Raw genomic sequence first — 17,064 nt, forward strand, 5'->3', positions numbered from 1 at the left:
GGTTGTTTGTTATGGCCTCATCGCCGGCAAGGCCGGCTCCCACAAAGTTCAGGGCCAGGTGCAAACCCTGTGGGAGCCGGCCTTGCCGGCGATGAGGCCGGTCGCAACAGCATGGTTACTTCCAGACGTGCGGATTGACCAGGTCCCGCGGCCGCTCACCCAGCAGCGCACTGCGCAGGTTATCAATCGCCCGGTTGGCCATGGCCTCACGGGTTTCAGCGGTGGCCGAACCCACATGCGGCAAGGTCAGGGCGTTGGGCAACTGGAACAACGGCGACTCGGCCAACGGCTCCTTCTCATACACGTCCAGCCCGGCACCGCGAATGGTGTTGTTGCGCAGGGCCTCCACCAGCGCCGCTTCATCCACCACCGGCCCACGCGAAACGTTGATCAGGAAGGCACTGGGTTTCATCAGCTGCAGTTCACGGCTGCTGATCAGGTGTTTGGTCTGGGCGCCCAGCGGCACCACCAGGCAGACGAAATCGGCTTCGGCCAGCAACTCATCCAGGCTGCGGAACTGGGCGCCGAGCTCCTGTTCCAGCGCGGTCTTGCGCGAGTTGCCACTGTAGATAACCGGCATGTTGAAGCCGAAGCGCCCACGGCGGGCAATGGCTGCGCCGATGTTACCCAGGCCGACGATCCCCAGGGTTTTGCCGTGCACATCGCTACCGAACTGCGCCGGGCCAACAGTGGCCTGCCATTGCCCGGCCTTGGTCCAGGCATCGAGTTCGGCGACGCGGCGGGCGCAGCCCATGAGCAAGGCGAAGCCCAGGTCGGCGGTGCTTTCGGTCAGCACGTCAGGGGTGTTGGTCAGGGCAATGCCGCGCGCATTGAGGTAGTTCAGGTCGTAGTTGTCGTAGCCCACCGACACACTCGACACCACTTCCAGCTTGCCGGCGTTGGCCAGCTGCGCTTCGCCGAGCTTGCGGCCCACGCCGATCAGGCCGTGAGCCTCGGGCAGCGCTTCGTTGAACTGGGCGCTGATATCGCCGAGCTTGGGGTTCGGCACGATCACGTTGAAATCTTGCTGCAGGCGTTCGACCATCGCCGGGGTGATGCGGCTGAAGGCAAGGACAGTCTTTTTCATCGGCTACTTCTCTGCAAGGCGGTGACGGTAGTGTCGCCCTTTCGCAGCGCAAGGCCGCTCCCACAGGATTGCCAGGGTCCCTGTGGGAGCGGCCTTGTGCCGCGATGGCTGGCGCTGGAATCAATGGATAGCAACCTACCATTGTCACTCACCCCAATGCAGCAGCTTTTTCAGTTGGCGATCAGCAGCTCGTGGGTCTTGAGGTCCGCTTCATGGGCGGCGAGGATTTCCGGCAACGAGTTGCGCAGGTACTCGACCCAGGTCTTGATCTTGGCATCCAGGTACTGGCGCGACGGGTAGATCGCGTACAGGTTCAGCTCCTGCAAACGGTAGTCAGGCATTACCCGTACCAGCGAGCCGTCACGCAGGCCGTCGATGGCCGAGTAGATCGGCAGCACACCGACGCCCATGCCGCTGCGGATCGCGGTTTTCATCGCATCGGCCGAGTTCACCTGGAACGGCGCCTGGGTGATGTTCACCACTTCCTGGCCTTCCGGGCCGTCGAACAGCCATTTTTCCAAGGGGATCACCGGGCTGACCATGCGCAGGCAGGCATGGTTGAGCAGGTCGCTGGGCTTGTGCGCGATGCCGTGGCGTTTCACGTAGTCGGGCGAGGCGCAGACGATGCTGTAGGTGATGCCCAGGCGCTGGGAAACGAAGCCCGAATCCGGCAGCTCGCTGGCCAGCACGATGGACACGTCGTAGCCCTCGTCGAGCAGGTCCGGCACGCGGTTGGCCATGGTCAGGTCGAAGGTCACGTCCGGGTGGGTTTCACGGTAGCGGGCGATGGCATCGATGACGAAATGCTGGCCGACACCGGTCATCGAATGCACCTTCAGCTGCCCGGCCGGGCGGGCATGGGCGTCACTGGCCTCGGCTTCGGCTTCCTCGACATAGGTGAGGATCTGTTCGCAACGCATCAGGTAACGCTTGCCTGCCTCGGTCAGGGCAATGCGCCGGGTGGTGCGGTTGAGCAGGCGGGTTTGCAGATGGGCTTCAAGATTGGAGACCGCCCGCGAGACGTTGGCGGTGGTCGTATCCAGGTGCACAGCCGCGGCAGTAAAGCTGCCGACCTGGGCTACGCAACTAAAAGCACGCATGTTTTGCAGGGTGTCCATGGGTCGCTCTCAAAGTAGACGACAAATTGTGACATGAAGTAACCGAGGCGGTCTTCAGACTAAAGCCGGATTATCGCTGTTTTCGTAACAAAGATTCGCAGTAATGCACGCTTATCGTCAGTGCGGCGGCCCCCTAGAATTGCGTCTCCAAGCGTCATCCACCTTCTACGTCGGGAATTCGCAGCTGTGCCGCGTCGCATCATCAGAGCGCTGAATGCGCTCAGTGTCTGTGCCCTTAGCTTGACCTTGAGCGGCTGTATCGGAACCTGGGGCATTGCCCCGCAAAGCAAGACGCTGCAAGCCAATACCCTGACCACCGACGAGGCGATCCGCGAGGCCGCCCGTGATGCCCACTGGCCTGACCAGCAGTGGTGGCGCGCCTATGGCGATCCACAACTGGACCGCTGGATCGCCCTGGCGGTCAACGACAGTCCGAGCATGGCCATGGCCGCGGCGCGGGTGCGTGAGGCCAAAGCCATGGCCGGGGTGGTCGAGTCTGCCGAGAAACTGCAGGTCAACGGCGAGTCGACGCTCAAGCGCCACAACTGGCCGGAAGACCAGTTCTACGGCCCGGGCGCCTTGTCCGGGGCCAATACCTGGGACAACAACGCCGCCTTGGGTTTCAGTTATGCCCTCGACCTCTGGGGCCGTGAGCGCAATGCCAGCGAGCAGGCCGTGGACATGGCCCACATGAGCGCGGCGCAGTTGCGTCAGGCGCAGCTGGAGCTGCAGAACAACATCGTCAAGGTGTACATCCAGCTGTCCCTGCACTTCGCCCAGCGCGATATCGTCAAGGCCGAACTCGAACAACAGGAGCAGATCCTCGCCCTGGCCGAACGCCGTCTGGCCGGAGGTATCGGCACCCATTTCGAAGTCAGCCAGGCGCAGACGCCGCTGCCGGAAACCCATCGTCAGCTTGATGCGCTGAATGAAGAAATCGCTTTGGCGCGTAACCAGCTGGCCGCTTTGGCCGGTAAAGGCCCGGGTGAGGGCGCGCAGTTGCAGCGTCCGCAACTGGCCCTTGGTGCCGCATTGAAGCTGCCATCGGCGTTGCCCGCCGAGCTGGTCGGCCAGCGTCCGGATGTGGTTGCCAGCCGCTGGCAGGTCGCGGCCCAGGCGCGCGGTATCGACGTCGCCCACGCCGGTTTCTTCCCCAACGTCGATCTGGTCGGCGGGCTCGGTTTCATGGCCACCGGTGGTGGGCCGCTGGAGTTCCTGACCGGACGCAAGTTCAACTACAACGTCGGTCCTGCCATCAGCCTGCCGGTGTTCGACGGCGGCCGCCTGCGCTCGCAGCTGGGTGTCGCCTCGGCCGGCTATGACATTGCGGTGGCGCACTACAACCAGACCGTGGTCGAGGCACTCAAGGGCATTTCCGATCAACTGATTCGCCGTGAGTCGATGAACGAGCAGCAGCATTTTGCCGCCGAGTCGGTGGCCTCGGCGCAGAAGACCTACGACATCGCCATGATCGCCTTCCAGCGGGGCCTGACCGACTACCTCAACGTGCTCAACGCGCAGACCTTGCTGTTTCGCCAGCAGCAGATCCAGCAGCAGGTCCAGGCCGCCCGCCTGACCGCGCATGCCGAGCTGGTGACCGCCCTGGGCGGCGGGCTCGGCGCCGGTAGCGATGTGCCGGACGAAGATAAACAGCAGGCACCGAAAACCCCGGCGACCCTGGCCATCTTTGACAAGGCGGACCGTGCCGAATGAGCGCACTGACCCTGCCGTTTCGCTGGTTGGCCAGCCTTGAATGGCGCCGTGGTTTCTTCGAGTGGGCCCGCACCGACGGGGTGACCTGGGTCTACATCTTCAAGGTCCTCAGCGCCGCGTTCCTGACCCTGTGGCTGGCCATGCGCCTGGAGTTGCCGCAGCCGCGCACGGCGATGATCACCGTGTTCATCGTCATGCAGCCGCAGAGCGGTCACGTGTTTGCCAAGAGCTTCTGGCGCTTGCTCGGGACCCTGGCCGGCTCGTCGATGATGGTGACCTTGATTGCCCTGTTTCCGCAGAACACCGAACTGTTCCTGCCGAGCCTGGCGATCTGGGTCGGCCTGTGCTCGGCCGGTGCCATGCGCTATCGGACCTTTCAGGCCTACGGTTTCGTGCTCGCCGGCTACACCGCCGCGATGGTCGGATTACCCGCTCTGGAGCACCCGGACGGGGCGTTCATGGCGGCGGTCTGGCGGGTACTGGAAATCTCCCTGGGGATTCTCGTATCGACCCTGGTCAGCGCCGCGATCCTGCCGCAGTCGGCCGGGGCGGCGATGCGCAACGCCCTGTACCAGCGCTTCGGGGTGTTCGCCGGTTTTGTCGTCGAAGGCCTGCGCGGCGACAGCCAGCGCGATCGCTTCGAGAGCAGCAACGTGCGTTTTGTCGCTGAAGCGGTTGGCCTGGAAAGCCTGCGCAATGTCACCGCTTTCGAAGACCCGCACATGCGTCGGCGCAATGGTCGGCTGGGACGCATGAACAGTGAGTTCATGGCCATCACCACGCGCTTCAACGCCTTGCACCAGTTGCTGGAGCGCCTGCGTCTGCGCGGGCCATTGCAGATCGTCACGGCGATCGAACCCGGGCTCAAGGCCTTGACCGAGCTGCTCGATGCCTACGCCGGGCGGGCGCTGACCAGTGCCGATGCCGCGCGTCTGGCCGAGCAACTGACGGCCTACAAGGAAGGCTTGCCGGAGCGCGTACGCAGCCTGCGCGCCGCCTATGTCGAGACCGGACCGAGCGATGCCGATCTGCTCGACTTCCATACTGCTTACGAATTGCTGTACCGCTTTGTCGACGACCTGCACAACTACGCCCTGACGCACGCCTCGCTGGCCGAGCACAACCATGCCCGCGAGCAGTGGGACGAGCCCTACGTGGCGCAGACCAACTGGATGGTGTCGCTGGCAGCGGGGTTGCGGGCTTCGTTCATCTTGTTGGTGCTGGGCAGTTTCTGGATCCTCACGGCCTGGCCGAGCGGGGCGATGATGACCCTGATCGCTGCCGCCACCGTGGGCTTGTCGGCGGCCTCGCCGAACCCCAAACGCATGTCGTTCCAGATGGCCTGCGGGACCTTGATCGGGGCGTTTATCGGCTTTTTCGAAACCTTCTTCGTGTTCCCCTGGATCGACGGTTTCCCCTTGCTTTGCCTGGTGCTGGCGCCGGTGTTCGTGCTCGGTGCGTTCCTCGCATCGCGACCGGCGTATGCCGGTGTCGGTCTGGGCCTGCTGATCTTCTTTGCCACCGGTTCCGTGCCGGACAACCTGACGGTCTACAACCCCTACAACTTCATCAACGACTACATCGCCATGGTCATCGGCATGCTGGTGTGTGCCGCGGCCGGGGCGATCATCCTGCCGCCGAACAGCCGCTGGTTGTGGAGCCGTCTGGAGCAGGACTTGCGCAGCCAGGTGCTGTTCGCCATCAGCGGGCGCTTGCGTGGCCTGGGTTCGGGTTTTGAAAGCCGCACCCGCGACCTGCTGCATCAGGCCTATGGCCTGGCTGCCGGTAAACCGCAGGTGCAGAGCAACCTGCTGCGCTGGATGTTCCTGGTGCTGGAGGTCGGGCACGCGATCATCGAGCTGCGCAAAGAGCAGGCAATCTTGCCGGTGCACCCGTGTTATGCCGAATCGCAACCCTGGCGTCAGGCGATCCGGGTCATGGGCCGGGCCCTGGCGCGCTTGTTCCTGCAACCGAGCGCGAGCAACCACGAGCGTGCCCTGGTCGCCGTGGACCACGCCATCAGTCGCGTGCAGGCCACCGACGAGCCCTTTGCCCGGCACTTTGATACCTCGGCCCTGCGCCGGGTGCAGAGCTACCTGCACTTCATCCGTACTTCGCTGCTCGACCCCCAGTCGCCGCTGGCCGCACTGGCCCCGGCCCAAGGACTGCCCCATGCCCCGTGAAATCGCCTTCCATGGCGTCTACATGCCGACCATGACCCTGATGTTCCTGTTTGCCGCCGTGCTTGCCTGGGGCCTGGACCGGTTTATCGCAAGTTACGACGGCTACCGGTTTTTCTGGCACCCGGCGCTGCTGCGCCTGTGCCTGTTTATCTGTTTGTTCGGTTCCATGGCCCTGACTCTCTACCGTTGAGACCCCTGTTGATGAAAAAGTTTTTCAGCCTGATCGCCACCTTGCTCGTGCTGGCTGCTGCCGTGGTGATCGGCCGCCAGCTCTGGGTGCACTACATGAACACGCCCTGGACCCGCGACGGGCGGGTGCGCGCCGACATCATCAACGTTGCCGCCGATGTGCCGGGCTATGTCGTCGATGTGCCGGTGCGCGACAACCAGTTGGTGAAGAAGGGCGATCTGCTGTTGCAGATCGACCCCGAGCATTACGAAGTCGCGGTCAAGCAGGCCCAGGCCCTGGTCGCTTCACGCAAGGCCACCTGGGAAATGCGCAAGGTCAATGCCCACCGGCGTGCGGATATGGACAACCTGGTGATCTCCCGCGAGAACCGTGACGACGCCAGCAACATCGCCAACTCGGCGCTGGCCGACTATCAGCAGGCGCAGGCGCAACTGGCGGCGGCGGAGCTGGACCTGAAACGGACGAAGATCCTCGCCACTGTCGATGGCTACGTGACCAACCTCAACGTGCACCGCGGCGACTATGCGCGCACCGGCGAACCGAAGATGGCGGTGGTCGATAAAGACTCGTTCTGGGTCTATGGTTTCTTTGAGGAGACCAAGCTGCCGCATGTGAAGGTGGGTGATCAGGCCGAGCTGCAGATGATGAGCGGTGAACTGCTCAAGGGCCATGTCGAGAGTATTTCCCGCGGCATCTACGACCGCGACAACCCGGAAAGCCGCGAGCTGATTGCCGACGTCAACCCGACCTTCAACTGGGTACGGTTGGCGCAGCGGGTGCCGGTGCGGATTCATATCGATGAAGTGCCGGAGGGCTTTTTGCTGGCGGCGGGGACGACCTGTACGGTGGTGGTCAAGCCCTCGCGGGGCAAGCCCGCTCCCACCGAGGCGGTAGGAGCGGGCTTGCCCCGCGAAGCTCTTTAGGCGCTCCGCGAATCGACTAAAACCGGGCAGGCAACCTGATCGATTACCTTGTTGCTGATCGACGGATCGAGCAAGCGCCCCAGGCGGTTCAGGTGCCGATGCCCGATGATGATCAGCGCGCAATCGAGCTGCCGGGCCTGGCTGACAATCGCTGTCACCGGGTCGCCCTGAACCAGCACACCTTCACTGTCAAAGCCCGATGCCCGCAAGCGTTGCAGTGACTGTTGCACCGCGTGCTCGGCATGGCGCTGCTCGTCAGTGGCAGCCGGGTACTCCTGCTGTTCGTACAGGCTGATGGTGCTCAAGGCAAAGGCACCGTCGATGGCCAGCAGCACATGCAGGCGGTGGCGGCCGGGCTGACAGTACTGCTGCGCGAGCTGCAGCAAACCCTGAGAGGCGCTGGAGCCATCGATGGCGATCAACACGGGACTGAGCATACGCGGCTCCACTGGGCCAATATCGAGCCGGCTATTGTTGGCCAAGGCCCGGCGCGGATAAATGGCCCGCCATGCACTGTGTAGTTGTGTGCGGCGCAACCCGGTGCTTGCCGCCGAGCTGTTAACATCAACGTTTTACCCCATGGATACCTGGCAATGCAGATTCCGGATATGAACCTGTTGGTCGCCCTCGATGCGTTGCTCGATGAGGGCAGTGTGGTCGGCGCTGCACGGCGCATGAACCTGAGCCCTGCGGCCATGAGCCGGACCCTGGGGCGCATCCGCGAGGCTATCGGCGATCCGATTCTGGTCCGCGCCGGGCGCGGTCTGGTGCCGACACCGCGGGCGCTGGCCTTGCATGATCAGGTGCGGGCGCTGGTCGAGCAGGCCGGGCTGGTGTTCCGCAGCCGTGAAGAGGTCGATCTGGCCACGCTGGACCGGGCGTTCAACATTCGCACCAATGACCTGTTCATCGCCCTGTATGGCGCGCAGCTGCTGCGCACCATGCATGAACAGGCGCCGCGTACCGTGTTGCGTTTCGTCCCGGAAAGCGGTGGCGATGACGATGCGGTGCTGCGCGACGGGCGTACCGACTTGCTGGTCAGCTCGACCATTGACCTCGGTCCCGAGACCAAGGTGCAGAGTCTGTTCAACACCATCTATGTCGGCCTGGCTCGCCAGGATCACCCGATCTTCGACGCGCCGATCACCCCCGCGCGCTTTGCCGCTTACCCGCAGATCAGCGTGTCGCGTCGTGGCCGCGCCAACGGGCCGATTGATGTCGAGCTGGCCAACTACAAGGTGCAGCGCCGGGTCGCGCTGATTACCCCGAGTTTTCACTCGGCGATGTTCTCCCTGCCGGACTCCGACCTGCTGCTGCCGATGCCGGCCAATATCCTCTCCAGCGTGACCAAGCTCGGTCTGCCACTGCGCTCGTTCCGCATTCCGCTGCCGATGGAGCGGGTGACGGTGATGCAAGCCTGGCACCCGCGTTTCGACAACGATCCGGCCCACCGCTGGCTGCGCCAGACCCTCAAGGCGTGTTGCAGCGAGAGCCCGTGATACACGGAATGCGTTTGCTGCACTAGTAAACTGCCAATATGTCAGTTTCCGTCATCATTGCCGCTTCATAGACTTCTGCCGGTAGTTGTTCATCCCCGGAGATGTCTTTTAATGAGTTCGTTGACTGCGCTGCCCACCGCTGTCGCGCCCCAGCCTGTGGCGAGCCCCGGTGGGAGCGGGCTTGCCCCGCGCATCGTTGTCGGGCTGCTTGGCGTGTTACTGGCGGTACTCTGCGCCGGCCTCAACGAGATGGTCACCAAGACCTCGTTGGCGGACATCCGTGGCGGCATGTTTATCGGTGCCGATGAAGGCGCCTGGCTGATTGCCGTGTATGCGGCGGCTTCAGTTTCCGCCATGGCCTTTTCGCCATGGCTGGCCGCGACCTTTTCCCTGCGCCGTTTTACCCTCTGCGCCATCAGCGTTTTCGCGCTGCTCGGGCTGTTGCAACCCTATGCCCCGAACCTGGCCAGCCTGATGTTGTTGCGTATGTTGCAGGGGCTGGCATCGGGTGCCTTGCCGCCGATGCTGATGAGTGTCGCGCTGCGCTTTCTGCCACCGGGGATCAAGGTCTATGGCCTTGCCGGTTACGCCCTGACGGCGACCTTCGGGCCGAACATGGGCACACCGCTGGCGGGCTTGTGGACCGAGTATGTCGGCTGGCAGTGGGCGTTCTGGCAAATCATCCTGCCGTCGTTGCTGGCCATGGCCTGTGTGGCCTGGGGGCTGCCGCAGGATCCGCTGCGTCTGGAGCGCTTCAAGCAGTTCGACTGGCGCGGCCTGCTGCTCGGTTTGCCGGCGATCTGTGCGCTGGTGATCGGCCTGACCCTGGGTGATCGCATGGGCTGGTTCAGCTCGCCATTGATCTGCTGGTTGCTCGGCGGTGGCCTGGTATTGCTGGTGCTGTTTCTGCTCAACGAGTGGTCCGAGCCGTTGCCGTTCTTCAAGCTGCAGATGCTCAAGACCCGCAACCTGACCCACGCGCTGGTGACCTTGTTCGGCGTGCTGATCGTGCTGACGGCGGCGATCCTCATCCCTTCCAGCTACCTCGCCCAGATCCAGGGTTACCGCCCCGCGCAGACCGCGCCGTTACTGCTGCTGGTGGCCTTGCCGCAATTGCTCGCGCTTCCCCTTACCGCGGCGCTGTGCAACATCCGCGCAGTGGATTGCCGCTGGGTCCTGGCTATCGGCCTGGGCATGCTGGCGTTGTCCTGCGTGCTGGGTAGCCAGCTGACCAGCGTGTGGATTCGCGACAACTTCTACCTGCTGCAGATGTTGCATATCTTCGCTCAGCCCATGGCGGTGTTGCCGCTGCTGATGCTCGCCACCGGTGGCATGACCCCGCAGGACGGCCCCTTCGCCTCGGCCTGGTTCAACACCGTCAAGGGCCTGGCCTCGGTGGTCGCCACCGGGGTGCTGGAGGCGCTGACCACCCTGCGCCGGCATTTTCATTCCAACACCCTGGTCGACAACCTGGGCAACTCGCCGCTGGCCGACAGCCAGGCACCGGGCCTGGCCAAGCGTATTCACGAGCAGGCGCTGGTGTTGGCCTCGGCTGACCTCTACCTGTGCATGGCGGTGCTCGCTGCGGCGCTGATCCTGCTGATTCCTTTTGTGCCTACACGGATCTATCCACCGCGTGCGGTGGCTTAGGTTCCTGTTCTGAGAGAAAGACATGACGACAATAACGACCCACCGCAAAACCGCCTTGATCGTTGCCGCCTTGGTGCTTGCCGGCCTGGCCGGTGTTTTTGGCCCGATGCTGCTGGGTAGCGACGGCGAACAGAGCACCAACGATGCTTATGTTGCAGCGGACTACACCGTCGTCGCACCCAAGGTGGCGGGCTTTATCAAGCAAGTGCAGGTCGAAGACAACCAGCAGGTCAAGGCCGGACAGGTGCTGGCGCTGATCGACGACCGCGATTACCAGGCGGCCCTGGCGGCGGCGCAGGCGCAACTGCTGGTGTCCAGCGCGCAGCAGCACAATGCCCGGGCGACGCTTGAACGTCAGGCTTCGTTGATTGCCCAGGCGCAAGCTGCGGTGAACGCTGACCAGGCCGAGCTGGCGTTTGCCAATCACGAACTGACGCGCCACAGCCGTCTGGCCGAGCAGGGCGCAGGGACCGTGCAGAACGCCCAGCAGGCGCGCAGCCGGGTCGATCAGGCCAGTGCCCGTCTGGCCAACTCGCAAGCGGCGCTGGCCGCAGCGCGCAAGCAGGTGGATATCCTCAGCGCGCAGGTGGACAGCGCCGAGGGTGGCCTCAAGCATGCCCAGGCGAGTCTTGAACGGGCGCAGCTGGATCTGTCCTATACCCGTATCGTCGCGCCCATCGACGGCATGGTCGGCGAGCGTGCGCTGCGCGTCGGCGCCTACGTCAATCCGGGGGCGCGATTGCTGTCGGTGGTGCCGCTGGAGCACGCCTATGTGGTCGGCAACTTTCAGGAAACCCAGCTGACCCATGTCCAGCCCGGGCAACCGGTGCAGATACGCGTCGATACCTTCGCCGATCAATACCTGCATGGCCGGGTCGAGAGTATTGCGCCGGCGACCGGAGTCACCTTTGCAGCGGTCAAGCCGGACAACGCCACGGGCAACTTCACCAAGGTGGTGCAGCGCATTCCGGTCAAGATCGTCTTCGATGCCGGCCAGCCCTTGCTGCAGCGGCTGCGGGTTGGCATGTCGGTGGTGGCGAAGATCGATACCGAGGCCGGGCTCGCTTCCGGTAACGAGGTCAGCGCCCGATGAAACCTGCGTTCGCTGTATGCCCCCTGCTACTGAGCCTGCTGGCTGGCTGCACCCTGGGGCCGGATTTTCTCAAACCCGCCAGCCAGGCACCGGCAAGCTGGGCGCCGCTGCAGGAGACCCCCGCGCCGAGCCAGGCCCTGGCTGAGCCGATAGAGCAACGCTGGTGGGAGAGCTTCGATGACGCCAGGCTCAGCGCCCTGATCGAGCGCGCCAGTCAACACAACCTCGACCTGCAGATCGCCAGCGCACGGCTGCTGCAAAGCCGCGCATTGCGCAGCAGCATCGCCTCCGAGCAAACCCCAGCAGTCGATCTCGCCACCGGCTACAACCGTGCCCGCAATAGCGCTGAAGGTCTCAATGATCCGTCCGGCAAGGGCGGCAAGTCGGCTTTCAATCTCTGGCAGGGCGATCTGACCGCCAGTTGGGAGCTGGACCTGTGGGGCCGGGTACGCCGTCAGGTGGAAACGGCCGATGCGGTGGTCGAGGTTGCCGAGAACGACCGCCGTGGCGTGTTGTTGTCGCTGCTGGCCGAGACGGCCGGCAATTACATCCAGTTGCGTGCGGTGCAAAGCACCCTGGCTGTGACCCGGGAAAACCTCGAAGTCTCGCGCCATAGCCTGCGCCTGTCGCAAATGCGTTTGCGCGATGGTGTCGCCACCACTCTGGACGTCGCCCAGGCCAGCGCTCAGGTAGCCTCGATCGAAGCGCGCCTGCCGAGCCTGGAGGAACGCCAGGCGCAGTTGATCAACGCCCTGAGCCTGCTCCTGGCCGAACCGCCGCGCAGCTTGCAGGCTGAACTGCTGGCGCCCGGGGCGATGCCGACGCCGCACCAGCGCTTTGCGATCGGCGTACCTTCGGAGCTGGCAGAGCGCCGTCCGGACATCCTCCAGGCCTCCGCCCAGTTGCATGCGGCCACCGCCAGTATTGGCGTGGCCAAGGCCGATTTCTACCCGAGCATCCGCCTGTCGGGCAATGTTGGTTTTCAAGCGATGCAATTGTCTGATTTCGGTGGTTGGGACTCACGCCGCTTTGGTATTGGTCCGCAACTGAGCCTGCCGATCTTTGACGGTGGCCGCCTGCGTGGCGTGCTTGAGTTACGCGAGGCCCAGCAGCAGGAAGCCGCCTTGCACTACCAGCAGGTGGTGCTGCGCGCCTGGCATGAAATCGACGATGTACTGCGGCTGTACAACGCCAGTCAGCTGCGTCGCGATTTGCTCGCCGAAGCGGTGCGCCAGAACCGTATTGCCTTGCAGACCGCGCAGCAACAGTACGTTGAAGGCGCGGTGGACTTTCTCAATGTGCTCAGCGTGCAGGGGGCCTTGCTGGCCAGCCAGGAACAGTGGATCGACAGCTCGGCGGAGGTGTCTCAGGCGCTGGTTGGGTTGTACAAGGCGCTGGGCGGTGGTTGGCAGTCGTTTGAGTCGATGGCGTTAACGATGTCCCTTGCAACTGCCGAATAGTCTACTCATGAAACCAGGGCGACTGACCGCAGTAGGTGATCCTGAGGTCGCTGTTACACCCATCCTCTTTTGTAGTATTAGCCTTTGCGACAAAGGATCTAATGCCTTGAAAGCATTTTTTGTACTAAATTGAGGATTGGGGTTGTACGGAGCAGCCGCACCAAGGCTGGATATCCCGGAAATTTCGCCTCCATTAGCTATGTTTGTCAGCGCCTTCGTGTAACTGGTTTTTTGTATTTCATTCCAATCTTTTTCTTCTTTTAAATACGTAATGGCGCGGTCGGGGTGGTAGATGAATTCGTTGACTTTGTCGACGTACTCCTCCGGTGATGAAATGTTTTCCAGTCTATCAACTTCGTTAAGGTGGGTTGTGCCTTTCGCAGGTATATAGTTTAAGTTTTTTGCCATGGGTGCAATTTCGGCTAGTAGTTTCTGTGCCTGTTCGGCCGTAGTTGTCGGTTTGTAATGTCCTGACTGATTATCAAAAATAATTTTGCCGATACCTTGCTTGATCGTCCCGGCAAACAGAGGTAGCCCCATGCCGGGCTGGATCTCCATATGCAACCCGGAGGTGGTGGCAAACAGCCGAAGCTTATTATTGGTATCGCGAAATATTGCAATTTCCGTCCTTGTATCATGTTGCCAGGCCGAATGCTGATTTACTATTTCCATTCCTCGCTTGAAAGTTTTGCCTGTGGAAGTGAAGCGCTGATTTTCCTGATTCCACTCCAACTCTTTGAAATCACCCTGGCCGTAGGGTTGTATTTTGTCACTTTCGATTTGATTAACGATGTCTTCCACAAACATATCGGCCGCAGGTTTCAGGGGTTCTTCCTTGTTGGTGCCTTGCTTGTCGATAAAATTCAGCGGACTGTTAGCCACCATGCAGTAAAGGTTCAGACCATCGCCATAACCCGCCGGGTCTGGATTGATCCAGCGTTGCAAGAACGGCGCGTAATAGCGTTGACCATAGTAATAAAGGCCGGTGGCATCACGCTCCTTGCCGGCATAGCGGCGCACCTTGTAGCGGCCCTGGCTGGCGCTGGAGTCTTGCCACCAGGCGGTGGCCCCGTAGGGGTAGTAGACCTCCTTGCTCAGCAGCTGCCCTTGGGCATCCAGTTCCACGCTTGCAGAGCCCAGATGATCGGCCAGGTTGTAGCGCATCTGGTTGTTGCCGATGTCGCCTGGCAAGCCCTGCTCCCAGTGCAGCATGTGCACACTGTTACGTCCGGTTGTGCAGCGTATTACCTGTAGCCGCTCGCCGGTGGCGCTGTTGCTGCGCAGCTCCAGGCCTGGCAGATAACGGACCTCCGCCAACAAGCTGCGGCTGCTGGTCCGATTGTGGCGGAGCTTGCGCAGGCGATTGCCGCTGGCGTCGTAGAGGTAGCGTTCGCTGTCGTCCGGCGCCTCTTCCCGTGACACAGGATTAACCAGGCTGAGCTGGTTGCGCAGGTTCCATGCCAGTGACTGACCCGGCTGCAGCTGAGCGAGGTTGCCACTGGCATCGAAGGCGCTGTCGAACTCAGGTGCAATGGATGAGTTCTCCACCGGCAAGGTTCGATTGCTCTGCGGCGCGACACTGAAAGTACGGGTGTAGTTTTGCGCGCCCTGGTGGCACAGCTCGACCAGGTTGCCGCCCGCATCATATCGATAGTGCTGGTGGTAGTTGCTTGATTGCGTTTGATCTGGCGACGATACCGGACCATAAGTTGAACTGCTGGCTTCCCAGCCGCGGGCCTCGATCAGTTGGTAGAGGCTGTCATAGTGGTAGTGGTTGATCGGCTCGATGCGCTGGTTTCTGAAGTAGCGCGTGGACAGGGTGCGGTCTTCGATGCTCAACAGGTTGCCCCCCGGGTCGTAGCGGTAGGCAAGGGCTTGCAGTGCGCGTTGGCCTGGAATGCTGGACTCCAGCGCAATCAGTTGCCCATTCTCGGGATCATAGCGGGCCTGGCTGATCACCCCATTGCCAGCAAGTTCGCTTTCGATCTGCCCCCAGGCGTTGTAGCGAATGGCATCGACCAGTGTTTGTGCCAGCGGTACACCGGCACTCTGCAGCCGGAGGTTTTTCAACTGACCGGCCAGGGTGTACGCGGATTGTTGCAGGTTTCCTCGCGCATCGGTTTGGCTCAGCACTTGTCCCGCAGCGTTGTAACCGGTACCTGTACTAAAGCCGTCACCGCTCTCCAGCAGCGCGTTGCGCGCAAAGTGCGCGGCCGGCCAGTCCGGTGAATCGAGCGCTGACAGAAAGTGCCGGGTTTGCCAGGTTATGGCCCCTGTAAGGGCGTAGGCGTTCAGGAGTAGGGTCCCGGCCGGGTCATCGTGACGAATCAGCTGACCACACTGGTTGTTAGCGGCATATTGCGTGTCGGCATGCGCGTAATCGAAGCGTTCGACAATCTGTTCAACAGCCCCCGAGGAGGTTTCACCCATTGCTACAGGCCGTTGCAGGAGGTCATAGGTAATACGCTGCGAAATGCCTCGGCCATTCCAGTTGCACACGGGGTTGCCGGTTTGGGCGAGCAAACGCAGTTGCCAACCGGCGTCGACGCTGTCGGACAACAGCGATAAACCCGCGAGGCTATGAACGTTGAGCAGGTTTGCCCGGCTGTTTTGAGCCCACAGACGCGGGTCCCAGCAGGCAAGTAGATGGCCGGCGAGGCTGAATGTCTGACGGGTGACCCGCGGCTCGGCGGGCTGCGCGATTACGCGTCGGCAATAGGCAACGGTACGGATGTGCAAGCCACGCGGATCGATAACACCCAAGGTGGGTGTAGCGGTATGCAATTGGCTTGAGAAGGTCATGGCCCACCGCCGGGTCAGCACAGCATTCAGATAATGACGCTGAATCTAGTACGCCGAAGCGGTGGGTGAAACTGACAAAAATACCAGGTCGACCGGGCCTGGCTCGGCTCAGAGTGCGCGGTCCAGGCCAAAGCGCTTTTTCAGCACCCATTGCAGCAATCCCAGGGGCAGCCAGGCTTGCAGCAGCGGCAGGGCACGGCTGCCATTGCCCAGGCGCAACAAGGCCGGTGGCTGCGGTTGTAGCGCGGCCTTGAGCAAGCCCTGGGCGAAATCGCTGGCAGGCGTCGGCTTGTCCTGGGAGGCGCGCGCACGGGCACGAATACCTTCGCGCAGAGGCCACCACGGGGAGTGCTCGGCAATCAACTGCTCGGCTTCGCGTCCGGCGTTGCTGGCGAACTGCGAGGCGATCGCGCCCGGCTGTACCTCCATCACCCGTACGCCGAAGGGCGCAAGTTCCATGCGCAAGGCATCGCTCAAGGCATGCACGGCAGCTTTTGAGGCGCAGTAGGCACCGGCAAAGGGCGTGACCAGCACACCGGAGACGCTGCCGATGTTCACCACCAGCCCCTGGTTGCGGCGCAACGCCGGGAACAGCGCGCGGGTGACACCGACCAGGGCGAACACATTGGTTTCGAACTGGCGTTGCATGGCCTCGACGCCGCCATCGAGCAGCGGGCCCATGGCGCCGTAGCCGGCATTGTTGATCAGCACGTCCAGACCATGGCCACGCTGGGCCAGCTCGTCGGCCAGCTGTGCCAGAGCCGCTTGATCGTTGACATCCAGTTGCCGGGCGTTGAAGCCCGCTGCGCTCAGACGCTGCACATCCTCGGCCTTGCGTGCTGTGGCCCAGACCTCATAACCCACGGTGTTGAAGGCCTGGGCCAGGGCCAGGCCGATGCCACTGGAGCAGCCGGTGATCAGAACGCTGGGCATGGAGGTGCCGTCCTTAAGCGGGGGGAGACGGCACGCATACTACGTCAGGAAGCAAGGCCTCCAGGGATTTTTTCAGCAGGTCGGTATTTACCCCGGTAAACAGGCTGCGATTGCTCTGGCGGTCATACAAGAGATAGGACGGGACGCGATCGACTTCGCTGTCCAGCTGCGATGCCTTAAAGCTTGCGCCGGGCACCTGGTAGAAATCGACGTGAGCGCGAAACCCATCATCGGCCAGCGCTGTGAGTGCTGTCTTGGCAATCGTGCAGGCCGGGCAGACTTCGGAATAGACCAGGACCACTGCCGGGCGATCCAGTGGCGCTTTGTTTTTTATGCGCGTGACCAGGGCCAGGAACTCGGCCTGGACCGATGCTGAAGTATCCACCATGTCGTTGCTCCCCAAGGTCGTCAAG

The 17,064-nt window shown here is 62.5% G+C and carries 14 protein-coding genes; 8 read left to right on the top strand and 6 right to left on the bottom strand.

The window, feature by feature from the left end; genetic code table 11:
- Positions 1–115: 115 nt before the first annotated feature.
- Both NPS47_RS16085 and NPS47_RS16090 read right to left on the bottom strand, forming a co-directional pair.
- Positions 116–1,087, bottom strand: coding sequence for a 2-hydroxyacid dehydrogenase (locus NPS47_RS16085; protein WP_274295837.1), 972 nt, complete (start codon positions 1,085–1,087; stop codon positions 116–118).
- A 170-nt stretch (positions 1,088–1,257) separates the two neighbouring features.
- On the bottom strand, positions 1,258–2,205 hold the full coding sequence (locus tag NPS47_RS16090) for a LysR family transcriptional regulator (protein ID WP_157191190.1): 948 nt from the start codon (positions 2,203–2,205) through the stop codon (positions 1,258–1,260).
- A gap of 186 nt (positions 2,206–2,391) precedes the next feature.
- Between NPS47_RS16090 and NPS47_RS16095 the strand changes: the two genes are divergently transcribed.
- The 4 genes from NPS47_RS16095 to NPS47_RS16110 are packed head-to-tail and all read left to right on the top strand — an operon-like array spanning position 2,392 to position 7,214.
- Complete coding sequence (locus tag NPS47_RS16095) at positions 2,392–3,918, top strand: efflux transporter outer membrane subunit (protein WP_274295838.1); 1,527 nt, start codon at positions 2,392–2,394, stop codon at positions 3,916–3,918.
- A complete protein-coding gene (locus tag NPS47_RS16100) occupies positions 3,915–6,101 on the top strand; it encodes an FUSC family protein (RefSeq protein ID WP_274295839.1) in 2,187 nt (728 codons plus the stop codon). Before NPS47_RS16095 ends, NPS47_RS16100 begins: the two co-directional genes overlap by 4 nt.
- A complete protein-coding gene (locus NPS47_RS16105; RefSeq protein WP_274295840.1) occupies positions 6,091–6,291 on the top strand; it encodes a DUF1656 domain-containing protein in 201 nt (66 codons plus the stop codon). Before NPS47_RS16100 ends, NPS47_RS16105 begins: the two co-directional genes overlap by 11 nt.
- A gap of 11 nt (positions 6,292–6,302) precedes the next feature.
- A complete protein-coding gene (locus NPS47_RS16110; protein ID WP_274295841.1) occupies positions 6,303–7,214 on the top strand; it encodes an efflux RND transporter periplasmic adaptor subunit in 912 nt (303 codons plus the stop codon).
- Here the strand turns inward: NPS47_RS16110 and NPS47_RS16115 are convergent.
- Positions 7,211–7,651: a universal stress protein gene (locus NPS47_RS16115; RefSeq protein ID WP_274295842.1), complete on the bottom strand. Its 441-nt coding sequence runs from the start codon at positions 7,649–7,651 to the stop codon at positions 7,211–7,213. The two genes, NPS47_RS16110 and NPS47_RS16115, sit on opposite strands and share 4 nt — an antisense overlap.
- Before the next feature lie 156 nt (positions 7,652–7,807).
- Here NPS47_RS16115 and NPS47_RS16120 point away from each other — a divergent pair, with 156 nt between their 5' ends.
- The 4 genes from NPS47_RS16120 (at position 7,808) to NPS47_RS16135 (ending at position 12,916) form a co-directional block, all read left to right on the top strand.
- Positions 7,808–8,713, top strand: coding sequence for a LysR family transcriptional regulator (locus tag NPS47_RS16120; protein ID WP_274295843.1), 906 nt, complete (start codon positions 7,808–7,810; stop codon positions 8,711–8,713).
- 111 nt (positions 8,714–8,824) lie between these two features.
- On the top strand, positions 8,825–10,363 hold the full coding sequence (locus NPS47_RS16125; protein WP_274295844.1) for an MFS transporter: 1,539 nt from the start codon (positions 8,825–8,827) through the stop codon (positions 10,361–10,363).
- A gap of 31 nt (positions 10,364–10,394) precedes the next feature.
- Positions 10,395–11,456: an HlyD family secretion protein gene (locus NPS47_RS16130; RefSeq protein WP_274295904.1), complete on the top strand. Its 1,062-nt coding sequence runs from the start codon at positions 10,395–10,397 to the stop codon at positions 11,454–11,456.
- On the top strand, positions 11,453–12,916 hold the full coding sequence (locus NPS47_RS16135; protein ID WP_274295845.1) for an efflux transporter outer membrane subunit: 1,464 nt from the start codon (positions 11,453–11,455) through the stop codon (positions 12,914–12,916). Before NPS47_RS16130 ends, NPS47_RS16135 begins: the two co-directional genes overlap by 4 nt.
- On the opposite strand, the gene NPS47_RS16140 is transcribed toward NPS47_RS16135, so the two are convergent.
- The 3 genes from NPS47_RS16140 to NPS47_RS16150 form a co-directional block, all read right to left on the bottom strand.
- Positions 12,887–15,718, bottom strand: coding sequence for an RHS repeat-associated core domain-containing protein (locus NPS47_RS16140; protein WP_274295846.1), 2,832 nt, complete (start codon positions 15,716–15,718; stop codon positions 12,887–12,889). The genes NPS47_RS16135 and NPS47_RS16140 overlap by 30 nt on opposite strands.
- A gap of 108 nt (positions 15,719–15,826) precedes the next feature.
- Positions 15,827–16,651 (bottom strand): SDR family oxidoreductase, encoded by an 825-nt coding sequence (locus NPS47_RS16145; RefSeq protein WP_274295847.1) that lies wholly within the window; start codon positions 16,649–16,651, stop codon positions 15,827–15,829.
- A 13-nt stretch (positions 16,652–16,664) separates the two neighbouring features.
- Positions 16,665–17,039: a hypothetical protein gene (locus tag NPS47_RS16150; RefSeq protein WP_274295848.1), complete on the bottom strand. Its 375-nt coding sequence runs from the start codon at positions 17,037–17,039 to the stop codon at positions 16,665–16,667.
- Between the last annotated feature and the right edge of the window lie 25 nt (positions 17,040–17,064).

Origin of the sequence: Pseudomonas putida, assembly GCF_028682475.1 — a bacterium.
Taxonomy (GTDB): domain Bacteria; phylum Pseudomonadota; class Gammaproteobacteria; order Pseudomonadales; family Pseudomonadaceae; genus Aquipseudomonas; species Aquipseudomonas putida_AG.